Source organism: Acidipila sp. EB88, assembly GCF_003858395.1.
Classification (GTDB): Bacteria; Acidobacteriota; Terriglobia; order Terriglobales; family Acidobacteriaceae; genus EB88.
Genome location: NZ_QWEV01000005.1, coordinates 2,280,717 through 2,304,871 on the forward strand (window position 1 = coordinate 2,280,717; position 24,155 = coordinate 2,304,871).

General features: G+C 64.5%; 16 protein-coding genes and 1 pseudogene. 4 read left to right on the forward strand and 13 right to left on the reverse strand.

Going from position 1 to position 24,155, the window contains the following annotated elements; translation table 11 throughout:
• The first annotated feature begins 13 nt into the window (after positions 1–13).
• Both D1Y84_RS10085 and D1Y84_RS10090 read left to right on the forward strand, forming a co-directional pair.
• The gene (locus tag D1Y84_RS10085) at positions 14–4,585 is read left to right on the forward strand and encodes a DEAD/DEAH box helicase (RefSeq protein WP_124848391.1); all 4,572 of its coding nucleotides are present in this window, start codon (positions 14–16) and stop codon (positions 4,583–4,585) included.
• On the forward strand, positions 4,582–4,764 hold the full coding sequence (locus D1Y84_RS10090; protein WP_124848392.1) for a DUF5522 domain-containing protein: 183 nt from the start codon (positions 4,582–4,584) through the stop codon (positions 4,762–4,764). The genes D1Y84_RS10085 and D1Y84_RS10090 overlap by 4 nt, the downstream gene beginning before the upstream one ends.
• 92 nt (positions 4,765–4,856) lie before the next feature.
• Here D1Y84_RS10090 and D1Y84_RS10095 read toward each other — a convergent pair whose 3' ends face one another.
• The 4 genes from D1Y84_RS10095 to D1Y84_RS10110 form a co-directional block, all read right to left on the reverse strand.
• Positions 4,857–5,624 (reverse strand): TIGR03435 family protein, encoded by a 768-nt coding sequence (locus D1Y84_RS10095; protein ID WP_233581567.1) that lies wholly within the window; start codon positions 5,622–5,624, stop codon positions 4,857–4,859.
• Positions 5,625–5,790: 166 nt separating this feature from the next.
• Positions 5,791–7,935 carry a VWA domain-containing protein gene (locus tag D1Y84_RS10100; protein ID WP_124848394.1) on the reverse strand — a complete coding sequence of 715 codons (2,145 nt, stop codon included), beginning with the start codon at positions 7,933–7,935 and terminating at the stop codon, positions 5,791–5,793.
• 59 nt (positions 7,936–7,994) lie between these two features.
• The gene (locus tag D1Y84_RS18155) at positions 7,995–11,297 is read right to left on the reverse strand and encodes a TonB-dependent receptor (protein ID WP_199726388.1); all 3,303 of its coding nucleotides are present in this window, start codon (positions 11,295–11,297) and stop codon (positions 7,995–7,997) included.
• A 346-nt stretch (positions 11,298–11,643) separates the two neighbouring features.
• On the reverse strand, positions 11,644–12,258 hold the full coding sequence (locus D1Y84_RS10110) for a hypothetical protein (RefSeq protein WP_124848396.1): 615 nt from the start codon (positions 12,256–12,258) through the stop codon (positions 11,644–11,646).
• Positions 12,259–12,675: 417 nt separating this feature from the next.
• Between D1Y84_RS10110 and egtB the strand changes: the two genes are divergently transcribed.
• Both egtB and egtD read left to right on the forward strand, forming a co-directional pair.
• Entirely contained in the window at positions 12,676–14,016 is a 1,341-nt protein-coding gene (gene egtB, locus D1Y84_RS10115) for an ergothioneine biosynthesis protein EgtB (protein ID WP_124848397.1), read from the forward strand.
• Positions 14,017–14,028: 12 nt separating this feature from the next.
• On the forward strand, positions 14,029–15,027 hold the full coding sequence (gene egtD, locus D1Y84_RS10120) for an L-histidine N(alpha)-methyltransferase (protein ID WP_124848398.1): 999 nt from the start codon (positions 14,029–14,031) through the stop codon (positions 15,025–15,027).
• A gap of 122 nt (positions 15,028–15,149) precedes the next feature.
• Here egtD and D1Y84_RS10125 read toward each other — a convergent pair whose 3' ends face one another.
• The 9 genes and pseudogenes from D1Y84_RS10125 to D1Y84_RS10165 all read right to left on the reverse strand — a co-directional run bounded on the left by D1Y84_RS10125 (position 15,150) and on the right by D1Y84_RS10165 (position 24,047).
• Positions 15,150–16,292: a mechanosensitive ion channel family protein gene (locus D1Y84_RS10125; RefSeq protein ID WP_233581322.1), complete on the reverse strand. Its 1,143-nt coding sequence runs from the start codon at positions 16,290–16,292 to the stop codon at positions 15,150–15,152.
• Positions 16,289–16,816, reverse strand: coding sequence for a cyclic pyranopterin monophosphate synthase MoaC (moaC, locus tag D1Y84_RS10130; RefSeq protein WP_233581323.1), 528 nt, complete (start codon positions 16,814–16,816; stop codon positions 16,289–16,291). Before moaC ends, D1Y84_RS10125 begins: the two co-directional genes overlap by 4 nt.
• Positions 16,817–16,853: 37 nt before the next feature.
• Positions 16,854–18,116 (reverse strand): gephyrin-like molybdotransferase Glp, encoded by a 1,263-nt coding sequence (gene glp / locus D1Y84_RS10135; RefSeq protein ID WP_124848399.1) that lies wholly within the window; start codon positions 18,114–18,116, stop codon positions 16,854–16,856.
• Between the two features lie 76 nt (positions 18,117–18,192).
• Complete coding sequence (locus D1Y84_RS10140; protein WP_124848400.1) at positions 18,193–19,290, reverse strand: carboxypeptidase-like regulatory domain-containing protein; 1,098 nt, start codon at positions 19,288–19,290, stop codon at positions 18,193–18,195.
• Positions 19,291–19,359: 69 nt separating this feature from the next.
• Positions 19,360–20,066, reverse strand: a pseudogene (gene queC / locus D1Y84_RS10145) (7-cyano-7-deazaguanine synthase QueC).
• The gene (trmFO, locus tag D1Y84_RS10150) at positions 20,063–21,448 is read right to left on the reverse strand and encodes a methylenetetrahydrofolate--tRNA-(uracil(54)-C(5))-methyltransferase (FADH(2)-oxidizing) TrmFO (protein ID WP_233581324.1); all 1,386 of its coding nucleotides are present in this window, start codon (positions 21,446–21,448) and stop codon (positions 20,063–20,065) included. Before trmFO ends, queC begins: the two are co-directional and overlap by 4 nt.
• An 85-nt stretch (positions 21,449–21,533) precedes the next feature.
• On the reverse strand, positions 21,534–22,127 hold the full coding sequence (locus D1Y84_RS10155) for a GNAT family N-acetyltransferase (RefSeq protein ID WP_233581325.1): 594 nt from the start codon (positions 22,125–22,127) through the stop codon (positions 21,534–21,536).
• Between the two features lie 223 nt (positions 22,128–22,350).
• On the reverse strand, positions 22,351–23,100 hold the full coding sequence (locus D1Y84_RS10160) for an SDR family NAD(P)-dependent oxidoreductase (RefSeq protein ID WP_124848401.1): 750 nt from the start codon (positions 23,098–23,100) through the stop codon (positions 22,351–22,353).
• A gap of 197 nt (positions 23,101–23,297) precedes the next feature.
• Positions 23,298–24,047, reverse strand: a complete 750-nt coding sequence (locus D1Y84_RS10165; RefSeq protein ID WP_124848402.1) for an SDR family NAD(P)-dependent oxidoreductase — start codon at positions 24,045–24,047, stop codon at positions 23,298–23,300.
• Positions 24,048–24,155: the final 108 nt, after the last annotated feature.

The following is a 24,155-nucleotide window of genomic DNA, read 5'->3' on the forward strand; positions in this document are numbered from 1 at the left end:
GTAAAATCAGCCCATGCTGCCGCTCTTTCCTGATGCCACGCTGCCCGCGGTCGCAAGCGAAGTGGCAGAGTCCCTGCGCTGGGCGCACCCCGTGGTGGCCGAGTGGTTCCTCGCCCGCTTCGGTTCCGCAACGGAGCCGCAGATCGAGGGCTGGCCGTCCATCGTCGCCGGCAGAACCACCCTGATCTCCGCGCCGACCGGCTCCGGCAAAACGCTCGCTGCCTTTCTGGTTGCCATCGACCAGCTCCTGCGCAAGGCGATCGAGGGTCGCCTCGGCGAAACCACCGAGGTCCTCTACGTTTCGCCGCTCAAGGCGCTCTCCAACGACGTACAGAAGAACCTGGACGGCCCCCTGCGTGAGATCCAGGCTCTTGCCATCGAGCGTGGCTACTTGTGCGGCGAGATCCGCACCGCCGTGCGCACCGGCGACACCCTGCCCAAACACCGGCAGCAGATGCTGCGCCGTCCGCCGCATATCCTCGTCACCACGCCCGAGTCGCTCTACATCCTGATGACCTCGGAGAAGAGCCGCAACAACCTGCGCGGTGTCCGCACCATCATCGTCGACGAGATCCACGCCATCGCCGATGACAAACGGGGCGCACACCTCGTGCTCACACTGGAGCGTCTCGACGCGCTGGTATGCGGGCTTAACCGCCTGTCACCCGGGGACATGGTGTGTGGCCGCTCCACGCCGCCGCAGCGCATCGGCCTCTCCGCCACGCAGAACCCGCTCTCGCTCGTAGCAGACTTTCTCGCAGGTTCCGGTCGCGGCGACGAGGTCTCGATCGTCAGCGTGGGGCAAAGGCGCGTGCTCGATCTCGGCATCGAGATCCCGGATGAAGAACTCAGCTCCGTTGCATCGCGCGGGATCTGGGAGTCCATCTACAACCGGCTTGCCGAGCTTGCGCTCGAGCACCGCTCCACCCTGGTCTTCGTCAACACGCGCACCATGGTCGAGCGCCTGTCGTTCCAGCTCAGCGAGCGCATCGGCACGGAGCATGTCGCGGCCCACCACGGTTCGCTCTCGCGTGCGCTGCGCCTCGAGGCCGAGCGCAAGCTCAAGGCCGGCGAAGTGAAGCTGCTCGTCGCCACCGCATCGCTCGAGTTGGGCATCGACATAGGCGCCATCGACCTGGTGTGCCAGATCAATTCACCACGCGCTATTGCCCCCGCCATGCAGCGCGTCGGCCGCGCTGGCCACTGGCGGGGCGCCACGCCGAAAGGCCGCTTCTTTGTCACCACGCGCGATGATCTGCTCGAGACTGCGGCACTGGTGCAGGCCATGCGCTCCGGGGTGCTCGACCGCCTCGAGATTCCACACGAGCCGCTCGATGTGCTGATGCAGCAGATCGTCGCCTGCTGTGCCGCTGAACCGTGGGAAGAAGAAGCGCTCTTCGCACTCGCCCGGCGTGCGTACCCGTATCGCGAGCTTTCCCGCGAAACCTTCGAGGAACTTCTCTGCCTCGTCAGTGAAGGCATTGCCAGCAGTCGCGGCATCTGGGGCGCGTACGTGCTGCGCGACCGTGTGCATGGCCACCTGCAGGCGCGTCGCGGCGCGCGCATTGCTGCTGTGTCCAACGGCGGCACCATCCCCGACACCGCGATCTTCCAGGTCATCGCCCAGCCCGAGGGCATTCCCATCGCAACACTCGATGAGCACTTCGCCATCGACTCCTCGCCCGGCGACGTGATCCTGCTCGGCAACACCAGCTGGCGCATCACGCTGGTGGAAGCAGCGGGGCGTGTGCTGGTTGAAGACGCGCACGGCCAGCCGCCCAACGTGCCTTTCTGGACCGGCGAAGCCCCGCAGCGCACGCTCGAGCTTTCCACCTTCGTCTGCGCGCTGCGCGAAGCGATCGACACCGGCACACGCGGCGTTCAGCCCGGGTACATCTCGCAGACAGATGCAGAGGTCGCCGCCACCACCGCGTGGCTCATGGAACAGTGCTGCCTCAACGAGAGCGCAGCCGCACAACTGATCGGCTACATCGTCGCGGGCCGTGCCATCCTTGGCGCGGTGCCTACCATGCAGACCATCGTGGCCGAACGCTTCTTCGACGAAGGCGGCGGCATGCAGTTGATCCTGCATGCGCCGTTCGGGGGCCGCATCAACAAGGCCTGGGGCCTCGCCCTGCGCAAGCGCTTCTGCCGTGGCTTCAACTTCGAACTGCAGGCAGCCGCCACTGACAATGGCCTCAACATCTCGCTCGCTGAGCAGCACTCGTTCCCGCTGAGCGACGTCTTCCAGTTCCTCACCGAGCAGACGGTGCAGGAGCTGCTGCAACAGGCCTGCCTGACCTCGCCGATCTTCAAGGCGCGGTGGCGCTGGGACGCTTGCCGTTCTCTGCAACTGTTGCGGTTTCAGAAAGGCAAGAAGGTTGCGCCGCAAGTGATGCGCACCCGTGGCGAAGACCTGCTCGCCAACGTCTTTCCCCAGGTCGCCGCCTGCCAGGAGAACATTGAAGGCGACATCGATATCCCCAACCATCCGCTTGTGCGCGAGGTCATGAAAGACACGCTGCAGGAGGCGATGGATCTTGAAGGTCTCACGCGGGTGCTCGCACAAATCCGCACCGGCGAGATCACTTGTCTTGCCGTGGATACCACCACTCCCTCGCAGTTCGCGCATGAACTGATCAACGCCAACCCTTATGCCTTCCTCGACGACGCAGACCTTGAAGAGCGCCGCACGCGCGCCGTGTCGCTGCGCCGCACTGTGCCCGACAGCGTCTTGGGCGAGGCGGGGCGTCTGTCCCCTGATGCCATCGCAGAAGTGCGAGCGCAGCAGTGGCCCGACATTCGCGACGAGCACGAACTGCACGACCAGTTGCAGCTGCTGATCCTGGTGCCGGAAGAGCTTGTGCTTGACCGCGCAGCCGAATACACGCGCAGCGCGATCCAGGCCTCATCCGACCTGTGGCCCACGCTCTTTGCACGCCTCGTTGCCAGTGCGCGCGCTGCCGTTGCCGTGGTCGAGGGCACGCGCTTCTGGGTCACCGCAGAACGCCTCCCCTGGGTGCGTACCCTGTTTCCCAGCCTGATGCTTGAGCGCGCCCTGCCGGTGGTGGCCGCTGCGGAAGAGCCCGCGGAAGAAGTCCTGCGGCGCTCCGCGCAGGGCTGGTTGACGCTGCTTGGACCCGCCTCGGCGCACGCGCTGGCAGCAATGCTCCATGTGCCTGCTGCCGAGCTCTGGAAGCAACTGCTTCGGCTTGAAGTAGCCGGCACCCTGATGCGCGGCGTCTTCGAGTACCCGCCTGCGCCCGGTGAGCTCATTGCCGACCACGCGGTGGAGTGGTGCGATCGCCGCCTGCTGCAGCGCATCCACAAGCGCACACTCGGTGCCCTGCGCAAGCAGGTCGAACCCGCAACGCCCGCGGTGTACATGCAGTGGCTGCTCGGCTGGCAGCACGTTGCGCCGCAAACCCAGCTTGCCGGGGAGGCGGGCCTTGTCGAAGCACTCCGCGGACTCGAAGGCTTCGAGGCGCCTGCAGTCGAGTGGGAGCGAACCCTGCTGCCCATGCGCGTGGCGAACTACGATCCCCGTTGGCTCGATGCCCTGTGCGGCGCGGGCGTCGTCGGCTGGGGCCGCCTGTCGCCGCATCCCGCATTCTTCGCTGCTGAGAGTGGCGGTCCGCGCCGGGTGATCCCGACCAGCATGGCGCCCATCACGTTCTTCCTGCGCGAAGAAGCGCTGTGGCTCGACGCAGCACTCACTACCGCGCGTGTGCCCGACGAGAACCTTGCCTGCTGCCTGAGCGAGCTTGCCCTGGCAGTGCGCGCCTGCATTGCACAGCGCGGCGCCATGTTCGCTTCGGACCTTCTGCGCGCTTTTGCGGTTCCTTCCGTAGACCTCGACCGTGCACTGTGGGAGTTAGTGGCAGCGGGGTTAGTCACGGCCGACGGCTTCGACAGCCTTCGCCTGTTGATCGATCCGCGCCGCAAGCAACTGCATGCGCCACCGCCTGGGGCCAAGCGCGCGGCCCGTCATGCCGCCGGCCGCTGGAGCCTGCTGTGTGGCGAGCCGGAGCAGCCATGGATTGCAACCACCGGCACTGTCGCTGCCGTCGATCCTGCACGCGCCCGGGGCGCCGCCGCCGAGCGTCACGAGGCGCAGCTCGCCTCTGCCTGCTGCATGTTGCTGCAACGCTATGGCGTGGTGTTCCGCGACGTGCTGGAGCGCGAAGCCAACATACCGAAGTGGCGCGAGCTTCTTCCCATGCTGCGGCGGATGGAAGCACGCGGCGAAGTCCGTGGCGGCCGCTTTCTTTCTGGTTTCTCCGGCGAACAGTTTGCCCTGCCCGAGGCACTGCAGAGTCTCCGCGAGGTGCGGCAGCAGGGCGTGCGGCTCGACCTATCTGTCACAGTAGCTGCAGCAGATCCGCTGAACCTGCTCGGCATTGTCATACCCGGCGAGCGCGTTGCGGCCGTGGCAGGTAAAACGCTCTGCTGGTCGCATGCAACGCTCACCAGCCTCAGCGCGGCGCCCCCAGCCGCCATCAGCGCCCAGGCTTCGCACGACCTCAAGAACGAGCAGGCAGCCTTCTTTGCGCCGGCCACGCCCGAGCACAGGCCCCAGCCATGAGCGACAACGAAGCAGGCGAGCAGGATCCCGACTACTACATGGACGGTCCGTTCTGCGTGTTCACGGCAACCTTCCACCTCAAGCGCGGTTTCTGCTGCGGCTCCGGCTGCCGGCACTGCCCCTACGATGAAGAGGGGCAGCCGCTTCCCGAGGCCTCTCCACAGCGCGACGGGGACTAAGGCGCCGCGGCCTGAGTCGCTGCTCTCCAAAACACACGAGGCAACGCACAGCTCTCGCAAGGTGCCAGCTGCTATCTCTCTATAAGCCCGCACTAATCGGGAGACGGTACATCTGCGTGGTCGACGACCAGCCTCTTGATCTCACCCTGGCCAGGTTCGAGTTTGAGGCCCAGCGTGTTTAACAACCTGAGAAAGGAGCCATGTCTGTCCGCTGCGTGCGCCTCCCAGCTCTCCGGTTCGGCATGGAAGTCAAAGGCTCCGGAAAGGCCGGTCTGATCGATCACGGCACTCTGTACCACGTACGTGCTTGCGTAATCGGCGAGATCCTGCATCGTCATGTTCGATAGTGTCCAGGCATCCGTGAAGCCGATACCACCAACCCCGTTGCGTCCGGACGAATCACCCGACCCGGGTGCCTTGTATGGATGCAGCGCCAGCTGCTTGCCATTGCGCTTCAGGAAGTAGACCTTGCCGATCTCCGTTGTCTCGTGGAGCTTGAGCTGAAATCTATCGGCCAGAAGCGCCCGCACCATCTCACGCATGCGCGGGTCCGCCAGGTCGAACAACGTATGCCGCGTGTCGAGCCCTGTCCGCTGCAAAGCTTCGGGTGGTTTACCCACCACGTTGTACTCGGCAGAGTCCATCCAGCCATGGGTGCCGGCGATCTGCCAGAAGCTCACCCCGTAGGCTGCTGTGATCAACCCCTTCAGGTTGTATCCGTTAAGCCGAACGACCCCGTTCGCGTCGACTTCGGCTCCCACTTGTACGGGTCCGGAACTTCGATCGACCGGCTTGACCGTGGCCACTTCAAACTTCAGCGAAGTGTGCGTCTGCTGGTGATCGACCTGCGCTCCTGTCACAGGAGGCAAACACAATGCAGCCACAAGAGCTGCGCGTACAAGCGGCCATGGCATGTGAGAGCTCCCGGTGCGAAGCAGTCTATGAGCATGTGACCGAGACGGCGCTGAGGCGTCCTCGCGGTCGCCTCAGCATAAATTGCATCCTGTGCATCGGCCATGCAAACTTCTACTTGCCGCCTTTGACCAGCAGGGCCGTGCGTGGGAACGCAAACGTTCCGCCCGCATCGTCGATCACATTCACCTGGCAGGTATACGTGCCATCGCTGAGTGACGCCAGCGGCACGGTGAACGCAAACGCAACGGCATTGCGGCCCGCGATGTTGACGGTGCGTGCTTCCACCAGCGGTGATTCAAACACCTTTTGGTTGCCGCGCAGCAACTCAATGCTGGTCAGCACGTGCATGCTGCCTGCTTCCTTGGCCGCCGGGCTGCTTGCCGCCGCATCGGTCGCCAGCACTTTTGCATACTTGCCCGGGTCATATACTTCGTAAAAGAAGTACACCGACTGGTCGCGCGTAAACACATGCGGCAGGTTCGGAATGTACTGCTGCCCTTCGTACACCAGCGGGTTGTCGATACGGTGTTCCTTGCCGGTCTGCGCAACACGCTGCGAGGCCAGCACCACCGAGCTCATGCGCAGCGGCGCTTTGCTCAGGTCCGGCACGCGCACGTCTGTCTCAAATGAACCAAGCTTGCCGCCTTCGTTCTCGCGCACCACAAACTTCAGGTGGTACGTGCCCGCAGGCAGCGTAAAGCCCGTCGAGTACTCGATGTTCTTGCGCGTCACCTGTTCCGTTTGCGAGATGGCGAGCTTCACCGTGTCGCGCACCTGCTGCAGCACGTGCCCCTTCGCGTCCTTTACGTTGCCGATCACATCCAGCGTGGCCTTGTCGCGATCGCCGCCCTTGTTGAACGGAATCTGCGAGCCTGGCACCAGTAGCGACACCGGCATGTTGTAACGCCCGGTTGCATCGCGGAAGAAGAACGGCTCCAGGTACACCGGCATGTCGCTCTCCGGCAGATCGCTGTTCAACGCTGCTTCCAGGTCGCGCTCCCGCTGCTCGCCATTGGAGTGGCGAAAGTCCGCAGGCGCGTAGTAACCCGGCCGATACGAGATCTTCACATCCGGCCTGTTCACGCGGATCTCGAGCTTGCGATATGCGCCGTCGCGGGCCGTGTTCGTCGAGCGGAAGCCCAGCACGTAATAACTCGCCGTATCGTTCTGCACCTGCTCAAACGCCGGCGCAAAATCATTGTTGTCGAAGAAAGCCTTGCCGCCCGTGTCGCTCGACAGCGTCGCCAGCACCTCCTGCGAGTTGAAGTTCGCATCGAGGTTGTTCTGCAGTGCACCACCGGTGTAAGCAGCATTGCCCCGCAGCGAGCCGGTGCTCGCATCGCCGAGTGGCGAGATCGCCTGCAGCCCGCGCGCATCCACGCTGTAGATGGACAGGTTGTTGCGCACCGCGGCATTGATGGTCGAGCGCAGCGAAGCCTGATTCTCCACGCCGTCTCTCTGCAGTCCGCCTGAGAAGTACAGCAGCGACTTCTTCTGGTTGATCGGCCCAAGCGCACGCGCAATCGCGGCAATCGCGAACAGCTCGCGGTCCGTGTTGATGTCGTTGTACTCACTCTCGTCGGCGGTAAACGCCGTGGTGTCTTCCACCTGGTTGGTGGTGCTGGTCGCGCCGGCTCCAAACCCCTGGTTGCCACCGCCGGAGTAGCTGTTGATCGCGCGGAGCAATAGCTGCTTGTCCGCGGTAAAGTCCTGGTCCAGCGAAAGCGTGTTGCCAAGCGAAACCACCGACACCAGATCCGCATTCTGCATGGACTTGTTCACATAGTCGCGCGCTGCCTGCTGCACGCGCTCCAGGTCATCCGGCTGCAGCGAGGTCGTGTCAAAGAACAGCACAATCAGCCGATGGTCGCGTAACGCCGCGGCCTGCTGCGTTGCGCTCGCGCCCAGCGCGGTCGCAGCGGGCGCACCCGCGCGCCCGCTCAGGGTCGAGGTACCAGGCAGCCGCAGCGCCTGGTCCACATCCTGCGCGTCAAAGGAGACCAGCCGCTGCGGCTTGCCGCCTTCCAGGATCGTGAAATCATCGCGCGTCAACCCGCGCACCGGCGCGCCTGTTTTGCGGTCGCGCACCACCACGTCGGTCAGCACAAGGTCGGTCTGCACTCGCAGCGTAAAGCCGGGCGCCGCGGCAGTGGTGTCACCCTGCGCAAGCAATGGCGCAGGCATTAGTGATACGCCCAGCAGCAGCGCAGCCAGCCAGTGGGATCGTGTGCCGCATACTCTGCTGAAACGCAGCATCCCGCTCATTCCTTGCTTCTCCTCAGGCGTCGTCATGCTCGCTGGCCTCGTCTGTCCACTTAGTATCGAAACCGCGCCAGGAACGTGAACTGCCGCATCGCCGCCGTGCTGGTCACCTGCCCGTATGAGCCGGAGCCAAGCTGTGTGTCCACCCCGGAGTACTGCACCGTATTGAACACATTGTTCGCCGTCGCACGCATCTCGAAGGAGCGCGTCTCGCCAAACGACACGGTTTTCGCGAGTGAACTGTTGACCGAGATCGTGCCCGGTCCTTCGATCGAGTAGCGACTCGCATTTCCATACGTACCGGCAGGCTGTGTAAACGCGGCCGTGTTAAACCACTCATCAACATTGCCTGCGCCTCGCGTGAGCGAGACACCCGGCACCCGGTCGGGTCGCTGCGAGCCCGTGCTGCCGCGCGCCACGTCCGACACCGAGGCTTCGTAACTCGGGGTAAGTGGCGAGCCGCTGCTGATCGAGTACGTGCCCGAAACCGAGATGCCTTCTGTCAGCTTCGCCAGCCGCCCAACGGTAAAGTACGTCTTGTCCGCGCCGAACGGTAGCTCGTACACAAAGTTGCCCGCCACCTTGTTGCGGATGTCGAAGCTCGAGTTCGACTCCTCCGCCAACAGGTTCTGCCAGTTCTGCGCCACCGCGTTGCCCACCCCGCCCACCGAGGTCGCGTTGTCGATCGAGTGCGAGTACGTATACGTCGCCTGCAGGCTCAAACCCTTCTGCAGGCGCTTGCGCAGGCTCACCGCGAGTGAGTTGAAGTTTGAAAACGCAACTGAGTCCTCGTAGTCATACAGCACGCCGCTGAGCGAAGCCGTGGCCGTACGTCCCGGCGCATCCACGATCGAAAGCCGCGTACCCTTGGACCCGCTATAGCCCACGTTCAACTGGATATTGTCAGGCAGCGTCCGCTGCACACTCAGGTTCCACACCTGGATGTACGGCAGCCGGTAGTTCTTGTTCACGGAATAATTGCCTTCGGTCTGCGGCGTTGGAAAACCATCGGCAAGCGTCAGGCTGCCCAGGCTCGTTGTTTCGTTCACCTGCACATCCGCAAACGGCGGCTGAAATGCAAACTGCTGCACAAACTTGTTGTACTGCCCGTTGGCATAGTTAATGCCGTAGCCGCCGCGCACCACGGTGTTCTTCGCGGCACGCCATGCAAAGCCGAGCCGCGGCGAAAAGTCGGTGCGCTTCGGGTTAATCAGTGTGCGGCCATACGCGCCGGTATACGGCCCGATTGAGTTCGGCGTAACCGTCGCTACCGATGCAAAGTTGTTTCCCGGGTCCAGAGTTGCCAGCCGGTCGTTCTTCTCCGCATAGGGCGAAAAGTACTCCCAGCGAACCCCGGCCAGCAGCGTCAGCGAGGGCAGCGCGCGCCAGTCATCCTGCAGATACGCGTCATACACGTTCTCGCGCAGATAGCTTTTCTCGTAGGGCGCCTGCAGGCTGGTCTGCTGCGGCGCACTCAGCAGCAGGTCGGCCAGCGACGAGCCGCTCTGCGGAATCCCGTCCTGCGCCGTATTGCCCACGCCGGTCACCGCGCTGCTGCCGGGCTGCTCGGTAAACAGGCCCGTAAAGGTAAAGCTGCCGGTCGAGAGTACGCCGCTGCTGCCCAGCAGATCCAGGTGCACACGCTTGATGTCCGCACCCCAGCGCACATTGTGCTTCTTGTGCGTCCACGTGCTGCTCTCGGCCAGCCCAAGCGTCTGGTTGATCTGGAACGAAGGCTGCTGCTCAGTAAAACCCGTGAATTGGTTCAGCGTCACATCCGGCAGCCCGAACGACAGCGGGTTCACCGGCTCCCCGCCAAAGATCTGGATCCCCGCCGCGCCCGCAACATCATTCACGTTGGTGAAGTAGTTGCTCACGTTGGTGGAAGCCCGGTTCCACGTCAGCGCGAGGTTGTTGGACAGCCGGCCCTGGCTCAACGTGTAACCCACCTGCACCGACCGGCTGTTGCTCGCGGTCTTGCCACCCAGGTCCGGATACAGGTCGAGGTTGTCGGAAGTGCTGTGCGCGTAGTTGAAGTTCACATTAATGTTCTGCTGCAGCCCCTGTGACATGCCCATGTACTGCCGCACCAGCCCACCCAGCGGCGAGCCTCCGCTTGCGGAACCGAACGAGTGGATAAATCGCAGGCCGATCTGCGTAGTGTTGCTTTCAGCGCTGGTGAGTCGTTGATAGTTGCGCGAGTTGCCCGGCAGGTTGGGCAATGGCAGGTAGTTCAGCAGCGCTGTTGCCTGCGGCGCGACCCGGGTTGTGGGGATCGTGTTGTTCGCAAATGGCAGCCCGGTTGTGGGGTCATAGATCGTGATCGGCACGCCGCTCGTGGTGGTCAGCGCAGAAAAGTCACCCGCGCGCTCAGCCGCGGTCGGCACCGTGCCGTACTGGTCAAACGGGGTGGACGATCGCTGACCGCTCAGCGTGAAAAACAGGAAGTCCTTTTTGTCGTGCTCGATCAGGTGCGGAATATACGGCGTCCCCGCGAACGTCAGCCCGAAGTTGTTGGCGCCGTAGTCCGGCTGGCCGATCTCCTGGCCATTGAGCGCGAAGTCCTTCGCGTTTAAAGCAGAGTTGGACCCATTCCAGAAGAAAGCTCCATGCGGCTGGTTCGGGTTGAAGTGCCGGAACGAGCCGCGAAATCCACCGCCACCGCCTCCTCCTCCAAAACCACCCCCACCCCCGCCAAACCCGCCACCGCCTCCACCAAATCCGCCCCCCGCACCCGCTCCGCCGCCCAGCGAAGGATCATTCTCCGCGCGCTGCCGGACCGCATCGAGGTCGATCCCGGCGAAGCTGTTGCCGCCATTGTTGCCCTGCCCCTGCACGGCTACCGAGTCGGACGAGAAGTCGCTGTTGCCCGTCAGAGAGGGCAGGGAAGTGGTTCCACCGGACCCGCCCGCATCGAGCGAAGCCGCCGCACCCAGCAGTCCCAGCAACTGCGATCCTCCGCCCGCCCCGCCGCCACCATAAGCACGTCGCCCTGCGCCGCCTGCGCCACCCGGGCCGGGCCGCGCACCCAGCGCACCTCGGTCCTCTGCCTGCGCGGGCACCCGCGACAGCAACTGCAGCGCAAAATTCTGCGACACGTCGCGCTTGCTGTCCGCGCCGCTGCCAAAGCGGATCTCGGCCGTGGTTTCCGCGAACGCCGCAAAGTCGGTACGCAGCACGTAGCGCCCGTTTTCAGGCACCGCCAGCCGGAACGAGCCATCCGCTGCCGAAGCCGTGGCATACCGCGTGCCCGTGAGCGTGTTGGTTGCGGTGATGGCCACCCCTGGCAGCGCCGTCGCCCCGGAGGTGACAGTGCCGTGGATGCTCCCGCCCCCTGCTGCTGGCCCCGCCGCCATGCTCTGAGCCGATCCCGACGCGGACCCCGGAACCGTACTTTGGCCGTTTCCTGTCGCACCGGCCGCGCCCGGCGTCGGGGCCTCCGGTTTCACCGGGGCACCCCCGGTTGGCTGCGCGGGTGCGCTGCCAGCCTGCGACCCGCCCGTCGCCTGCGGCAGCGCATGCTTCCAGGGCTGCGCGCACGCCGCGTGCCATGCCAATCCAGACAGCACTGCCGCGACCGTGGTGCGCCGCCTTACCCCGCCAACTCGCCGCTTCCACACTCGCCTCAACCCCACGCTCCTGCCCATTCGGGTACAGCTTTCCTGCTTAAACCTGCTCGTGCGAGCACTGCTGGTGCGAGCACTACTGGTCCTTCAACCGCGACCACTCCCGGATCTCCGCAGCATCCACCACCGTCAACACCTTGGCCGTAAACGCGGTCTTCGTGGAAGTGCCCGTCGCTGTCATGCCGTCACCCACCTGGATGTCAGGCAGCGTGATGCTCTGGTGGCGCTTGCGAAACGACGTGTCCTCATCCACCACCACCGTGTTCACCACTCCATCCGGCCTCTTGATCACCAGCTCCGTTCCATGTTTGGCGGTGACCGTGCCGGCCAGCCAGGTCTTGCCCCATTCCGCGCGCCGCTGGTCCAGCTCGGCCAGCTCCGCCGCGTCCACTACCGCCACAAACACCGCGCCCAGCGTGTGCTTCTTGCTGTCCAGCTCGCCACCCGCCAGCACCGTGTCTCCGGCATGCGCCATGTTGCCCGACACCCCGGCGCCGTTTTTCACGAAGTGCGTGTTGGCGCCGGTCTCCACCTGGTACACCGTGCCGTCATGCACCTTCACAAACACCGAGGACCCGCTGGTACGGGCCACGGTGCCCCGGATCGCCTGCAGCCCGGCAATATCGAAGTTTGAATCCTCCTGCGCCCGCGCGATACACGCGCCGGTGACCACCACAAGCAGCGCAGCCACGCCCCGGCAAAACGCCCCTGGTGCCCATGTCCACCGCCCACAGCTCCTCAACAGATTGCGCATCCCTCCAAACTACTCGTGTGTTGAGACGGGGCGAGTGCTGAAAAGACTCGCTTTCCAAACCATCGCAAGGCATCAACAAACCCACGGCGCGTAATCGCGCATGCCGCAGCCCGGCAACCCAGGCAAACCGCGCCAGAGAATGGATCCCGCGACCCTGCCGGGAATCAAATCCCGCAGTGCCTCCTGGGAGGAGGCAGCAGCGCCGGACCTGTACACCCGGTCTCAAATTAGCCATACTCACAAGGCAACGCCGGGCCCGATCCATGCTGCTAAGTAAGGAGCACCAGCGCCGGCCGCACCAAACGCCGCAAGCCCCTGTGATCTCACACATCGGCCGTGCGAGGAGAAGCAACGATGGCACTCGTCACCAGTGGTTCGGCCTCCTCCGCCGCCGCTTTCGCTTCCCGGCCAGCTCAGTTGCTGGCCCAGCTTTGTACCGTGCGGCAGCAGAGCCTGGCGCTCTGCGAGCCGCTTACTCCGGAAGACATGATGGTGCAGAGCTGCCCCGAGGCCAGTCCCGCCAAGTGGCATCTCGCGCACACGTCCTGGTTCTTCGAAACCTTCCTGCTGCGCGAGTTCCTGCCCGGCTACAAGCCGTTTCATCCGGATTTCCTCTGGCTTTTCAACAGCTACTACAACGCCGTCTCGGCCCAGCCGCAGAAGAAGCTGCGCGCCTCTTTTTCGCGGCCCGGCATCGCCTCCATCCTGGAGTACCGCGCCCACGTCGATGCCGGCCTGCAGGCTTTGTTCTCAAGTGACGCGCCCGAGGAGGCGCAACGCCGCCTCGTGCTCGGCCTGCACCACGAGCAGCAGCATGGCGAGCTGATGCTGACCGATATCAAAAACGCTTTCTGGAGCAATCCGCTGCGGCCCGCCTACCGCGACGGCGCCCTGCCGGAAGCGCACCGCTCCATCCTCCGGCAGCTGGGCAGCCAGAACTGGGTGCCTTTTGCCGAGGGCCTCCGCGCCATCGGCCACACCGGCGATGGCTTTTGCTTTGACAACGAGGAGCCGCGCCACCGTGTCTGGCTCGATGCCTTCGACCTGGCCTCGCGCCCTGTCTCTTCCGCCGAGTACCTCCAGTTCATGGAAGACGGCGGCTATACCCGCTCCGAGCTCTGGCTCTCCGAAGGCTGGGACACCGTGCAGCGCGAGCAGTGGGAAGCGCCGCTATACTGGCACCGCGAGTCCGGCGAGGCCGAGTGGACTGTCTTTACCCTGCGCGGCGAGCAGCCGCTCCGCAACCTGCTGGCCGCGCCCGTCTGCCACATCTCCTACTTCGAGGCCAATGCCTTTGCCCGCTGGGCCGGCATGCAGCTCCCCACCGAGGCGGAATGGGAAGTAGCGGCGGCCGAAAGCCACCTTGCCGCCACGCCCGAAAAGTCGCTGCTGCTCGAAGGCGACTCACTGCATCCCCTGGCTTCGCTGCCCGAAGACGGCAGCGAAGGCGCCCTGCGCGAAATGCTCGGCAATGTCTGGGAGTGGACCGGCAGCGCCTACCTGGGCTATCCCGGCTACGCCGCCCTGCCCGGCGCCCTCGGCGAGTACAACGGCAAGTTCATGAGCAACCAGATGGTGCTGCGCGGCGGATCGGTGGCAACACCGCTCTCGCATATCCGCGCCAGCTACCGAAACTTCTTTCCCCCGCACACACGCTGGCAGTTCTCCGGCGTGCGTCTGGCGCGGCACCAGTGAAAGTTCTCCTACATGGCCTCTGTTGAGACATCGCTCTTCGATCTATCCCCGGCTACGCAGGCAACACAACGCAACACGGTTCTGGGCTCCGAGGTACTGGCGGGCCTGACGCACGACCCAAAGACGCTCAGCCCCTGGCTCTTCTACGACGAGCGGGGCTCCGCGCTGTTTGAGCAGATCACCGACCTGCCCGAGTACTACGTCACACGCACTGAGCGCAGCATCTTCGCCCAGCACGCCCCCGAAATAGTGGCCCGTGCCGCCAGTGGCGAGCGGCTGGCCGTGATCGAGCTCGGCGCGGGCACGGCGTCCAAAACCGGTTTGCTCCTCTCTGCTACCGCCGCGCAGCAGGGCAGCGTCGAGTACTACCCGATCGACGTCTCCGAAAGCGCACTCGTCGAAGCCAAGCGTCATCTCGAACGCACCCTGGCTGACGTGCACGTGCACACCCGCGTGGGCGACTACACCGACGGGCTTGGCCGCATCGATGCACCCGGCATGCGCAGGCTCGTGCTCTACATCGGTTCGTCCATCGGCAACTTCGAACCTGCCGACGCCACCACCCTGCTGCGTGCCGTGCGCGCCGAGCTTTCCCCGGGCGACCAGCTGCTGCTGGGCGCCGACCAGCACAAGGCCGAACCGCTGTTGCTCGCTGCCTACAACGACGCGCAGGGCATCACCGCAGCCTTCAACAGCAACGTGCTGCACCGCATCAATCGTGAGCTTGGCGCCAACTTCGACGTGGATGCCTTCCGGCACGAAGCCCGCTGGAACGCGCCGAAGTCCCGCATCGAAATGCACCTGTGCAGCACGCGCGCGCAAACCGTCCAGATCCCGTCCCTCGGCATCTCCGTGCACTTTGCCGCCGGCGAAACCATTCACACCGAAAGCAGTTACAAATTCACTGATCAGCAGGTGCTTTCCATCCTGCACGAAGCAGGCTTCGCCTTGCGCCAGGAATGGAAGGACGCCCAGGGCTGGTTCGGCGTCTACCTCGCCGAAGCCATCTAGCTGGACGTTCGCCCGCTCCATTCGGGCACCCCGACTAGGCCGGGTGCCCCATATCGCGCGTCTGAGATGTCGGTAGAGCTTCGCTCACCGCGAACGCCCCACCCGCAAAGCTCACAACAGCCCTAACCCCCGCGCGCAGACTCCCCCGGCAGCGCTGGCATCTTTCCACCCACTGCACTGAACCGCGTCCGGGGAAACGCCTCGGGAAACTCCCGCTGAATAAACCCGATCATCGCCTCGCGCACAATGCAGCGCAGGTCGAACTGGTCACTCGCATTGCGCGAACTCAGCAGGCAGCGGATCTCCATCGTCTGCTCCGAAAGATTTGTCACTTGCAGCGCCTTGATCTTGCGATCCCACAGCGGCTGCTCCTCCAGCACGCGAAAGAACTCCTCGCGCAGCGCGTCCACCGGTACCGAGTAATCCACGTACAGAAACGCCGTGCCCATCAGGTCCGCATGCTCACGCGTCCAGTTCTGAAAAGGCTTCTCGATGAAGTACGTGAGTGGCACCACCAGCCGCCGATAATCCCAGATCGCCACCACCACGTACGTCGTCGTGATCTCTTCGATCTTGCCCCACTCACCTTCCACAATCACCACGTCATCCAGTCGGATCGGCTCCGTCAGTGCAATCTGCAGCCCTGCCAGCAGGTTCGACGCGGTGGACTTCGCTGCCGTCGCCAGCACCAGGCTGGCCAGCCCGGCCGAGGCCAGCAGCCCCGCGCCGTAATGCCACAGGCGCGAGTTCTGGAACAGCGACAGGATCAACCCAACGTCGATCACCAGCAGCAGAATGATCGCCATCCTGCGAAGCAATTGCAACTGCGTACGCACCCGGCGCGCCTTGAGGTTGTCCGCAACGCCCACGTCGTAGCGCAGCAGAAACACTTCTTCAAACAGGTACACGCCGGACACCATCACCCAGCCGATCACCAGGAAGAAGATGACCCACAGCACCGTGCGCAGCGTGCCCAGCAGCGGGTCTTCGATCGGAAACAGCGGCAGCACTGCCTGCATCACGGCAAGCAGCGTCACCCACAGGGCAGGCCTGCGGATGCGCTGCGTCACGATGCGCAGCAGCGGCGAGGCTTCCACTTCTTTATGTCGAAAGCGCCCCAGCAGCCTGAAGATGATCGCATGCAGCGCCATCACCAGCGTGATCGCGAAACAGATCACCACCGTCGCCACGATCAACTGCACATGGTGCGGCGTCAGCGAGGCGACATTGGAAACAGCCGGTGCCGCATGCGGGGCTTCCCTCACTGCGAGGGCTCCGCGCGCGCAACCGTGCCGGTCGCGCGCTGGTAGTCGCCGCTCTTGCCGCCGGTCTTGCGCACCAGCTGCAGGTTCTGGATGGTGATGCCCTTGTCGAGCGCCTTGCACATGTCATACACGGTCAGCGCCGCCACCCCAGCGGCCGTGAGCGCTTCCATCTCGACCCCGGTGTTAGCAGTTGTCGCGGCGGTCGCGCGAATCAGCACACCCGCATCCGTGATGCGCGCCTCCACGTCCAGAAACGAAAGCGGGAGCGGGTGGCACATCGGGATCAGCTCGCTGGTGCGTTTGCCCGCCTGGATCCCGGCAAACCGGGCGACCTCCAGCGGATTGCCCTTGGGATTACTCGGCAGCGCAGCCAGCACCGCGGGCGAGAGCACCACAAACGCCTCGGCCTCTGCCTCACGCCGCGTGGCCACCTTCGCGCTTACATCCACCATGCGTGCCGTGCCTTCGGCATCGTAGTGCGACAGCCGTTCGCTGCCGTCCGTCATTTTTGTCGAATCCGCCATGGCACCAGCCTATCCCAGCGCCCGGCAACCACTTTGTTCAGGCGAGCAGCACCGAGACAATTGCGCCCTCCACGAGCACGCCACCCTGCTGCCCCTCGGGTTCCGGCGCCACGGCGAAGCAGTTCGCCTGCGCCGTCGCCGCCAGGTCGCCCGAGCCCTGCCATGCCACTACCTCAACGCTGCCACCCTCGATGGCATGCGTGAGCTGCGCCGGCAAAAAACGCGTGAGCCCCGGCTTGCACTCCAGCCGCCCCCGCAGCCGCGCCTGCACAAACCGCGGCGCGTAGCCACGCTCCCCCGCAAGCGCCGCCAGCACCGGCGCCACAAACAAGGCGAAGCACACAATTGTCGACACCGGGTTTCCCGGCAGCCCAAAGAAGGGAAGCGCCGCCTGCCCGCTGCCCTCCAGCAGGCCGAACACCACCGGCTTGCCCGGCTGAATGCGCGCCCCCGTAAACAGGAAGCGCCCGCCCAGCGCTTCCAGTGCCGGTTCCACCAGGTCGTACTTGCCCATGGACACGCCGCCCGAAAGCACCACGAGGTCGCACGTAGCTGCCGCCGTCCGGATCGCCGCTTCCAGAGCCGCGGCATCGTCCCGCACCGGGGGCGCCAGCACCGGCTCGCCGCCCAAGGCACGCACCTGCGCAGCCAGCGTCCACGAATTGGAGTTGCGGATCTGGTGCGCCAGCGGCTGCTCGCCCAGCTCCACCAGTTCGTCCCCGGTCGAGAGAATCGCCACCCTCGGCCTCCGCCACACCGCAACCTGCGCATAGCCGCACGAGGCAGCCACAGCCACACCGTGCGCAGTAAGCCGTGTGCCTTCCGGCAGCACCACCGCCCCGGCGCTCGCCTCCGCTCCCGCGGGCACCACGTTCTCGCCCGCCTTGATCACGCGACCGGCCTCCAGCGCAATTTCCGTCCCCCGGCGCTCCACGTGCTCGACCATTACGACGCAGTCTGCGAAGGCCGGCACCGGCGCCCCGGTCATGATCTCCACGCAGCCACGCTCCGGCACGGCGCCGCCGGTCCAGCATTCACCCGCGCGCAGCAGCCCCACCACTTCGAGCGGGCCGGCCTGCGCAAACTCCGCCGCCCGGCCCGCGAAGCCATCCCGCGTCGAGCGCGCAAACGGTGGCTGATCCCGGTCGGCGACCAGGTCCTGTGCCAGCACCCGACCCTGCGCCTCCAGCAGGGACAGTTCCTCCCGCCCGCGACTGCCTTGTGCGGCAAGCCGCCCGGCCTGCTCCCGCACGATGGCGGCTGCCTCCTGGTACGGCAATGGTTTTGCAGCAACACTCACTCTGTGCCTCCACAGTGCATAGAAAAAGGGGCGACCGCCGCAGCGGCACGCCCCTCGTTCGGCCTACAACAGCCAGCTACTTCTTGGCCTTGTAGCTCGTCTTTACCGTTTCACCCATACTCGTCAGGATGTTCTTGGCGTCAGCCGCGAACTGCCCATCCGGCGCAAGCTCCAGGTACTTCTGATACGCATCCGAGCAGCCCGGGGGCGCCACGATCTTCTGCGTCTTCGGGTCCACCGTTGCCTTGGCGATCAGCGCCTGCCCCTTCAGGTAGTACGGGATCGGCTTGGTCGGGTCTGCGGCAATCGCCTTGTCCGCTGCCGCCGCCACCGCGTCGCCATTCTGCCCCGAGCGTGACAAAACGATCGTCTCGTTGGTGTAGTACATCCCGGCCTTGGCCGGGTCCACCTTGGCTGCCGCGTCGTATGCTGCCGTCGCATCCGGAATCTTGCTCTGCGAGGCCAGCGCCTCACCCAGCCCGTTGTTGGCCGCGCCAATCAGGTCGACGTTCGGCTTGGGCGCTGCGCTCTCGAGCGAGATCACCTTTTGCAGTGAGGTCGTCGCATCCGGGTACTTCTTTTCGCCCAGCTGCGCATTGCCCAGCTCCAGCCAGATCACGCCGGCATCCGGCTTCGCCGCGGCGTCCTTGGTCATCAGCTCGTCCGCCTCGGCATAGTTCTTGGCCTTGATGTCTTCGCGGGCCTTCTGCAGATCGGCATTCAGGGTCTTCACCACCGAGTTGTTCTTGAGTGCCTCGGCATTCTGCTTCTTGACCTCTTCCATCTGCTTGCGCTGTTCCGGCGTCATCTTGGCGATATAGTCGGCGCGGCTCAGATCGAAGTTCTCAGCCTGGTCGGTACCGGCATCGATCTTGATGTTCATCATCTGGTCGATCGGCTTGCCGCCCTGCTGCAGGTCCAGGATGTAGGTGCCCGGCGCGATGCCCGTGCCCTTGTAATCGCCATTGGCGTCGGCAGTAAAGGTGTACTTCGGCGTTTTGCCGTCAGTCGTCACCAGCACCTGCGCGCCGCCGATTGCGGCACCCACCGGGTCTTGAATGTGGCCGTGGATGCTGCCATTGGCCGTGTCGCCCTGCGCAAATGCCGCGGTGAACGGAAGCGTGGCAAGGCTGGCGAAAAGAGCCATTGCCGGGAGTGTGGAACGACGGTTCATTGTTTCCTCTTTCCGGGGCGCGGCAACCGCCCCCTTACCCTGCGCGCCTCGTTGCGCGCCATAGCCCATCTACCGAATTGTTGCGCGCTCGCGCGTGATGTAGGGGATCGGGTCCGGCACACCTGCCTCGGCAAACGCACGCAGACGAAGCACGCAGCTGTCGCACACGCCACAGGCTGCCGATTCCCCTGGTAGCAGGACCACGTTACATGCAGCGGAGCGCCTAGTTCAACTCCGAGCCGGATGATCTCGCGCTTCCTCAGGTGGATGAGCGGCGTCGCAATCTGGATGTTTCCTTCTTTCGTTCCGGTGCGGATCAGTTGCTGAAACGCCTCGTAATACGCCGGCCGGCAGTCCGGGTAACCCGAACTGTCCTGCTCCACCGCACCGATAAACACGGTGCGCGCATCGATGGTTTCCGCCCAGCTCACCGCGGCGCTCAAAAAGTGCGCGTTACGAAATGGCACATACGTCACCGGGATCGCATCGGCGCCAATGTCCGTCTCTGTCGGCGCATCGGGCACCGCGATCGAAGCGTCCGTCAGCGCCGAGCCGCCGATTGCGCGGAACAGGTCCAGCCGCAGGTGCAGAAAACGCGTGATGCCGACAGCCTCTGCCACCGCGCGCGCACTTTCAAGCTCCCGCGCCTCCGTCCGCTGCCCATACGAAAAATGCAGCGCGCAGGCCTCGTAGTCACGCGCCGCCAGTGCCGCGCACACGCATGAGTCCATGCCACCCGACAGTGAAACAATTGCCCGCGGTTTCTCTTCGCTCATGCCGGCACCCCTTCCGCCATTGCCCGCTCGCTCTCCGCGGGCGCGCCAAGCCTCTGCCACCACCCGTCGAACTGCTCCAGTGCCAGGTCGCACTGCATCTGGTGCCGCACCTTCTTGTCGCGCACCTGCTTGCGCACCGCTTCATCAAGCGGAAGCAGGAGGTCAAACGTGATATTCGCGGGTTGAAACGTCTTCGCCTCGGCATGCGTGATGTAGTGCACCAGCGAGCCCAGCGCGGTTCCCCGTGGCGCGGGCTCGGCCATTTGTCCCTTTGCCGCCGCCGCCGCATAAATCCCCGCCAGCAGCCCGGTCGCGATCGACTCCGTATACCCCTCGACTCCCGAAATCTGCCCCGCGAAAAACACGTTCGGGTACGCGCGCAGGTTGAGGTTCTCCGTCAACACGCTTGGCGAGTGGATATACGTGTTGCGATGGATCTGCCCCCAGCGCAGGAACTTCGCATTTTCGAGCCCGGGAATCAGCCGCAGCACCCGCCCCTGGTCGGCATACTTCAAGTGGTTCTGGAACCCCACCAGGTTGTACGAGTCCGCCCGCACATTCTCCTTGCGCAGCTGCACCACGGCCCACGGGTTCGTATCCGTGCGCGGGTCGCGCAGGCCCACCGGCTTCATCGGCCCGAAGCGCAGCGTATCCCGCCCGCGCCGCGCCAGTTCCTCGATCGGGAGGCAGCTCTCGAAGTACGGCAGCTTCTCCCACTCCTTCGTCTCGGCCGGCTCGGCCGCCAGCAGCGCATCCAGGAATCGGTCATACTCCTCGCGGTTCATCGGGCAGTTGATGTAGTCGGCCGACCCCTTGTCCCAGCGCGCCTTCATGTACACGCGGTCCATGTCGATCGTCTCGGCATCCACAATCGGCGAGATCGAGTCGTAAAACGCCAGGTGATCCTTGCCCGTCAGCCGCGCCACCTCGCCCGACAGCGCATCCGAGCACAGCGGCCCGCTCGCTACCACCGTGATCCCGTCTTCCGGATCCAGCGTTGTCACCTCTTCGCGATGCACCGTGATCAGGGGCTCCGCCGCAATCGCCTCGGCAATGTGCCGAGAAAACTCCACCCGGTCTACCGCCAGCGCATGCCCAGCCGGCACGGCCGTCGCGTCGGCCGAGCGCAGCAGCGCCGACCCGGCCCGCCGCATCTCCTGCTTCAGCACCCACGGCGCCGTGCCCGGACTCTCGCTCTTGAGCGAGTTTGAACACACCAGTTCACCAAACTCTGCTGTCTGGTGCGCGGGCGTCTGCCGCACCGGGCGCATCTCGTACAGGTCCACCGCGACGCCCAGCCGTGCCGCCGTCAGCGCAGCCTCTGGTCCAGCCAGTCCACCACCAATCACCCGGATACGCGCACCGCTTCCGATGCCGTTCACAATGTGCCGCCTGTTCCACGTGCGTGTATCACTGCCTGTTGCCTTGAACGTTCGCTCCGGATACGCGCACCGCTTCCGATGCCGCTCACAATGTGCCGCCTGTCCCACGTGCGTGTATCACTGCCTGTTGCCTTGAACGTTCGCTGTCGTTTTCTTCCGGCGTACCCGTCTGCGAACCCGCAGCCCTGGGCATCGCCTGCGCCGCCAGCACGGCCAGTCCGTCCTCGGAGAGTCGCATCCTGCGCCACTCTTCCATGCGCACCGCGCCGATCCGCTCATACACGCGAATCGCCGGCTCGTTCCACGTCAGCACCTGCCAGTCCAGTCGCGCGCACCCCTGCGCCACCGCGACCGACGCCACCTCGGCCAGCAGCGCCGTCCCTACGCCGCGTCCGCGATGCGTTGCCCGCACATACAGGTCTTCCAGGTACAGAGAGTGGCCCTGCCACGTGCTGTAAGTCGGATGGTACAGCGCAAAGCCGCACACAACGCCGGCCTCGTCCTCGGCTACCAGGCAGGTAAAGCGCGGATGCTCCCCCCAGCCATCCCGCAGGAGGTCGGCTTCGCTGATGGCAACAGCCTCGGGCTCGCGCTCGTACACCGCAAGCTCCACAATCATGGCGTGGATCAACGGCGCATCCGCAGGCACAGCCGCTCGAATCACAATGGACGTAGGCACACTCTCAGTATAAAGAGAACAAAACCGCCCACGCGGCTGGCGGCCACTCCGTGGCGGCTCACCTCAGAAACGAAAGGAGTCGCAGCGGCTTGTGTTCTGAACAGGCGACACAAATCCCCCACGACTCCAATATCTTCAAAAAACCACCCCATGACCAACGAGAGGGCCGCCAGCGCCCGCACCACCGCGTGGCGCGTAGCGCCTTTGCCAGCCCGGCCAGGGCCTAGTAGAGACCGCCGCCTACTTTGAGCAGTTCGCCGGTGACCCACTTCGAGTCATCCGAGGCCAGGAACACGGCTACCGGCGTAATGTCGTCCGGTTGCCCAACGCGCCCGAGCGGCGTCGTCTTGATGGTGCTTTCCTCGAACTCCGTGCCGGCAATCCCGCTTGCCTGTGTGCCTTCCGTGATCACCAGCCCCGGGTTCAGAGCGTTCACGCGGATCTTCTTCGGTCCGAGTTCCTTGGCCAGCACGCCGGTGATTGCATCCACCGCGCCCTTGGTGCCCGTGTACACCGCGGAGTTCGGCGGCTTAATGTCGCTCACCACGGAGCCGATGTTAATAATCGATCCGCCGTTCTCGCCGAAGTGCTTCGCTGCCGCCTGCGACGCCAGCAGCAATCCAAGCACGTTGATGTTGAAGTGCCGGTGAAAGCTGTCTTCCGTGATCGTCTCGAGCGGCGAGAACGCATACACGCCGGCATTGTTGACCAGGATATTGGCCGGGCCGAACGTCTTCTCGGTCTCCGCAAACACCCGCTCCACGTCCGCAGCCTTCTCCACATTGCCCTGCACCGCCACCGCCTTGCCACCTTTTTCGGTGATGATCCTGACCACCTTGTCCGCGCCCTCGCGGCTCGAGGCGTAGTTCACCACCACCGCCGCGCCTTCCGCGGCCAGGCCCACTGCAATGCCTGCGCCAATGCCCTTGGAAGCGCCCGTCACCACGGCTACCTTGCCCGTTAGCTTGCCCATTCTGCTCTCCTCCTTGCTGCCTGGTTTCACTGCCTGCTTAGCTTCGAAAACAGATACGCGAAGCAGGGGAGACGACTCACTTCGCGACGAAGTTTTAACACTCAGAAAAGCTCTAGGCAACAGCACAACGAGCAGACAAAAGACGGGCCGATGGACTCGCCTTTTATCAGGGCGCGACGCGTCTCGTTCGGCAGATCTTAGTAAGCGCCGCCGCCGACCTTGAGCAGGTCGCCCGTGATCCACTTCGAATCGTCCGAGGCAAGAAACACCGCGGCCGGCGTAATGTCGTCCGGCAGGCCCACGCGGCCAAGCGGCGTGTTCTTCACGATCTCGCCCTCAAAGTCGCTGCCGATCACGCCGCCGGTCTGCGTGCCCTCCGTGACCACCAGCCCCGGGTTCAGCGAGTTCACGCGAATCTTCTTCGGGCCGAGCTCCTTGGCGAGCACAGCCGTGATCGCATCCACCGCGCCCTTGGTGGCCGTGTAGATCGAGGAGTTTGCTGGGGTCGTGTCGCTGATGATCGAGCCCACGTTGATGATCGAGCCGCCGTTCTCACCAAAATGCTTTGCCGCCGCCTGCGAAGCCAGCAGCAATCCCAGCACGTTGATGTTGAAGTGGCGGTGGAACTCCGCTTCGGTAATTCCCTCAAGCGGCGAGAACGCGTACACGCCGGCATTGTTCACCAGGATGTTTGCCGGTCCGAATGCCTTCTCCGTCTCCGCAAACAAGCGCTCCACGTCCCCCAGCTTGTCGACACTGCCCTGGACCGCGATTGCCTTGCCACCCTTGTCGGTGATCGCCTTGACGACCTTGTCGGCGCCCTCGCGGCTCGAGGCATAATTCACCACAACCGACGCACCCTCGGCTGCAAATCCCTCGGCAATGCCTGCGCCGATACCCTTGGAAGCACCCGTAACCACTGCTACCTTGCCCGTAAGCTTGCCCATTGTGTTTCTCCTCGTCCTGCTGCGTTTCTTCAATGCTTTGACAACCATCGAATAGATACGCGAAGAGTGGCCGAGGATTCACTTCGTGAGCAGCGAACACAGGTTAGT

What these genes read in the sequence shown, in the direction of transcription:
- D1Y84_RS18155 (WP_199726388.1), bottom strand. Translation starts at nt 11,297, where the DNA reads ATGGCGGCGGGGCCAGCAGCAGGGGGCGGGAGCATCCACGGCACTGTC.
- moaC (WP_233581323.1), bottom strand. Translation starts at nt 16,816, where the DNA reads ATGGCGGATTCGACAAAAATGACGGACGGCAGCGAACGGCTGTCGCAC.
- D1Y84_RS10160 (WP_124848401.1), bottom strand. Translation starts at nt 23,100, where the DNA reads ATGGGCAAGCTAACGGGCAAGGTAGCCGTGGTGACGGGCGCTTCCAAG.
- egtD (WP_124848398.1), top strand. Translation starts at nt 14,029, where the DNA reads ATGGCCTCTGTTGAGACATCGCTCTTCGATCTATCCCCGGCTACGCAG.
- egtB (WP_124848397.1), top strand. Translation starts at nt 12,676, where the DNA reads ATGGCACTCGTCACCAGTGGTTCGGCCTCCTCCGCCGCCGCTTTCGCT.
- D1Y84_RS10090 (WP_124848392.1), top strand. Translation starts at nt 4,582, where the DNA reads ATGAGCGACAACGAAGCAGGCGAGCAGGATCCCGACTACTACATGGAC.
- D1Y84_RS10140 (WP_124848400.1), bottom strand. Translation starts at nt 19,290, where the DNA reads ATGAACCGTCGTTCCACACTCCCGGCAATGGCTCTTTTCGCCAGCCTT.
- D1Y84_RS10165 (WP_124848402.1), bottom strand. Translation starts at nt 24,047, where the DNA reads ATGGGCAAGCTTACGGGCAAGGTAGCAGTGGTTACGGGTGCTTCCAAG.
- D1Y84_RS10085 (WP_124848391.1), top strand. Translation starts at nt 14, where the DNA reads ATGCTGCCGCTCTTTCCTGATGCCACGCTGCCCGCGGTCGCAAGCGAA.
- D1Y84_RS10100 (WP_124848394.1), bottom strand. Translation starts at nt 7,935, where the DNA reads ATGCTGCGTTTCAGCAGAGTATGCGGCACACGATCCCACTGGCTGGCT.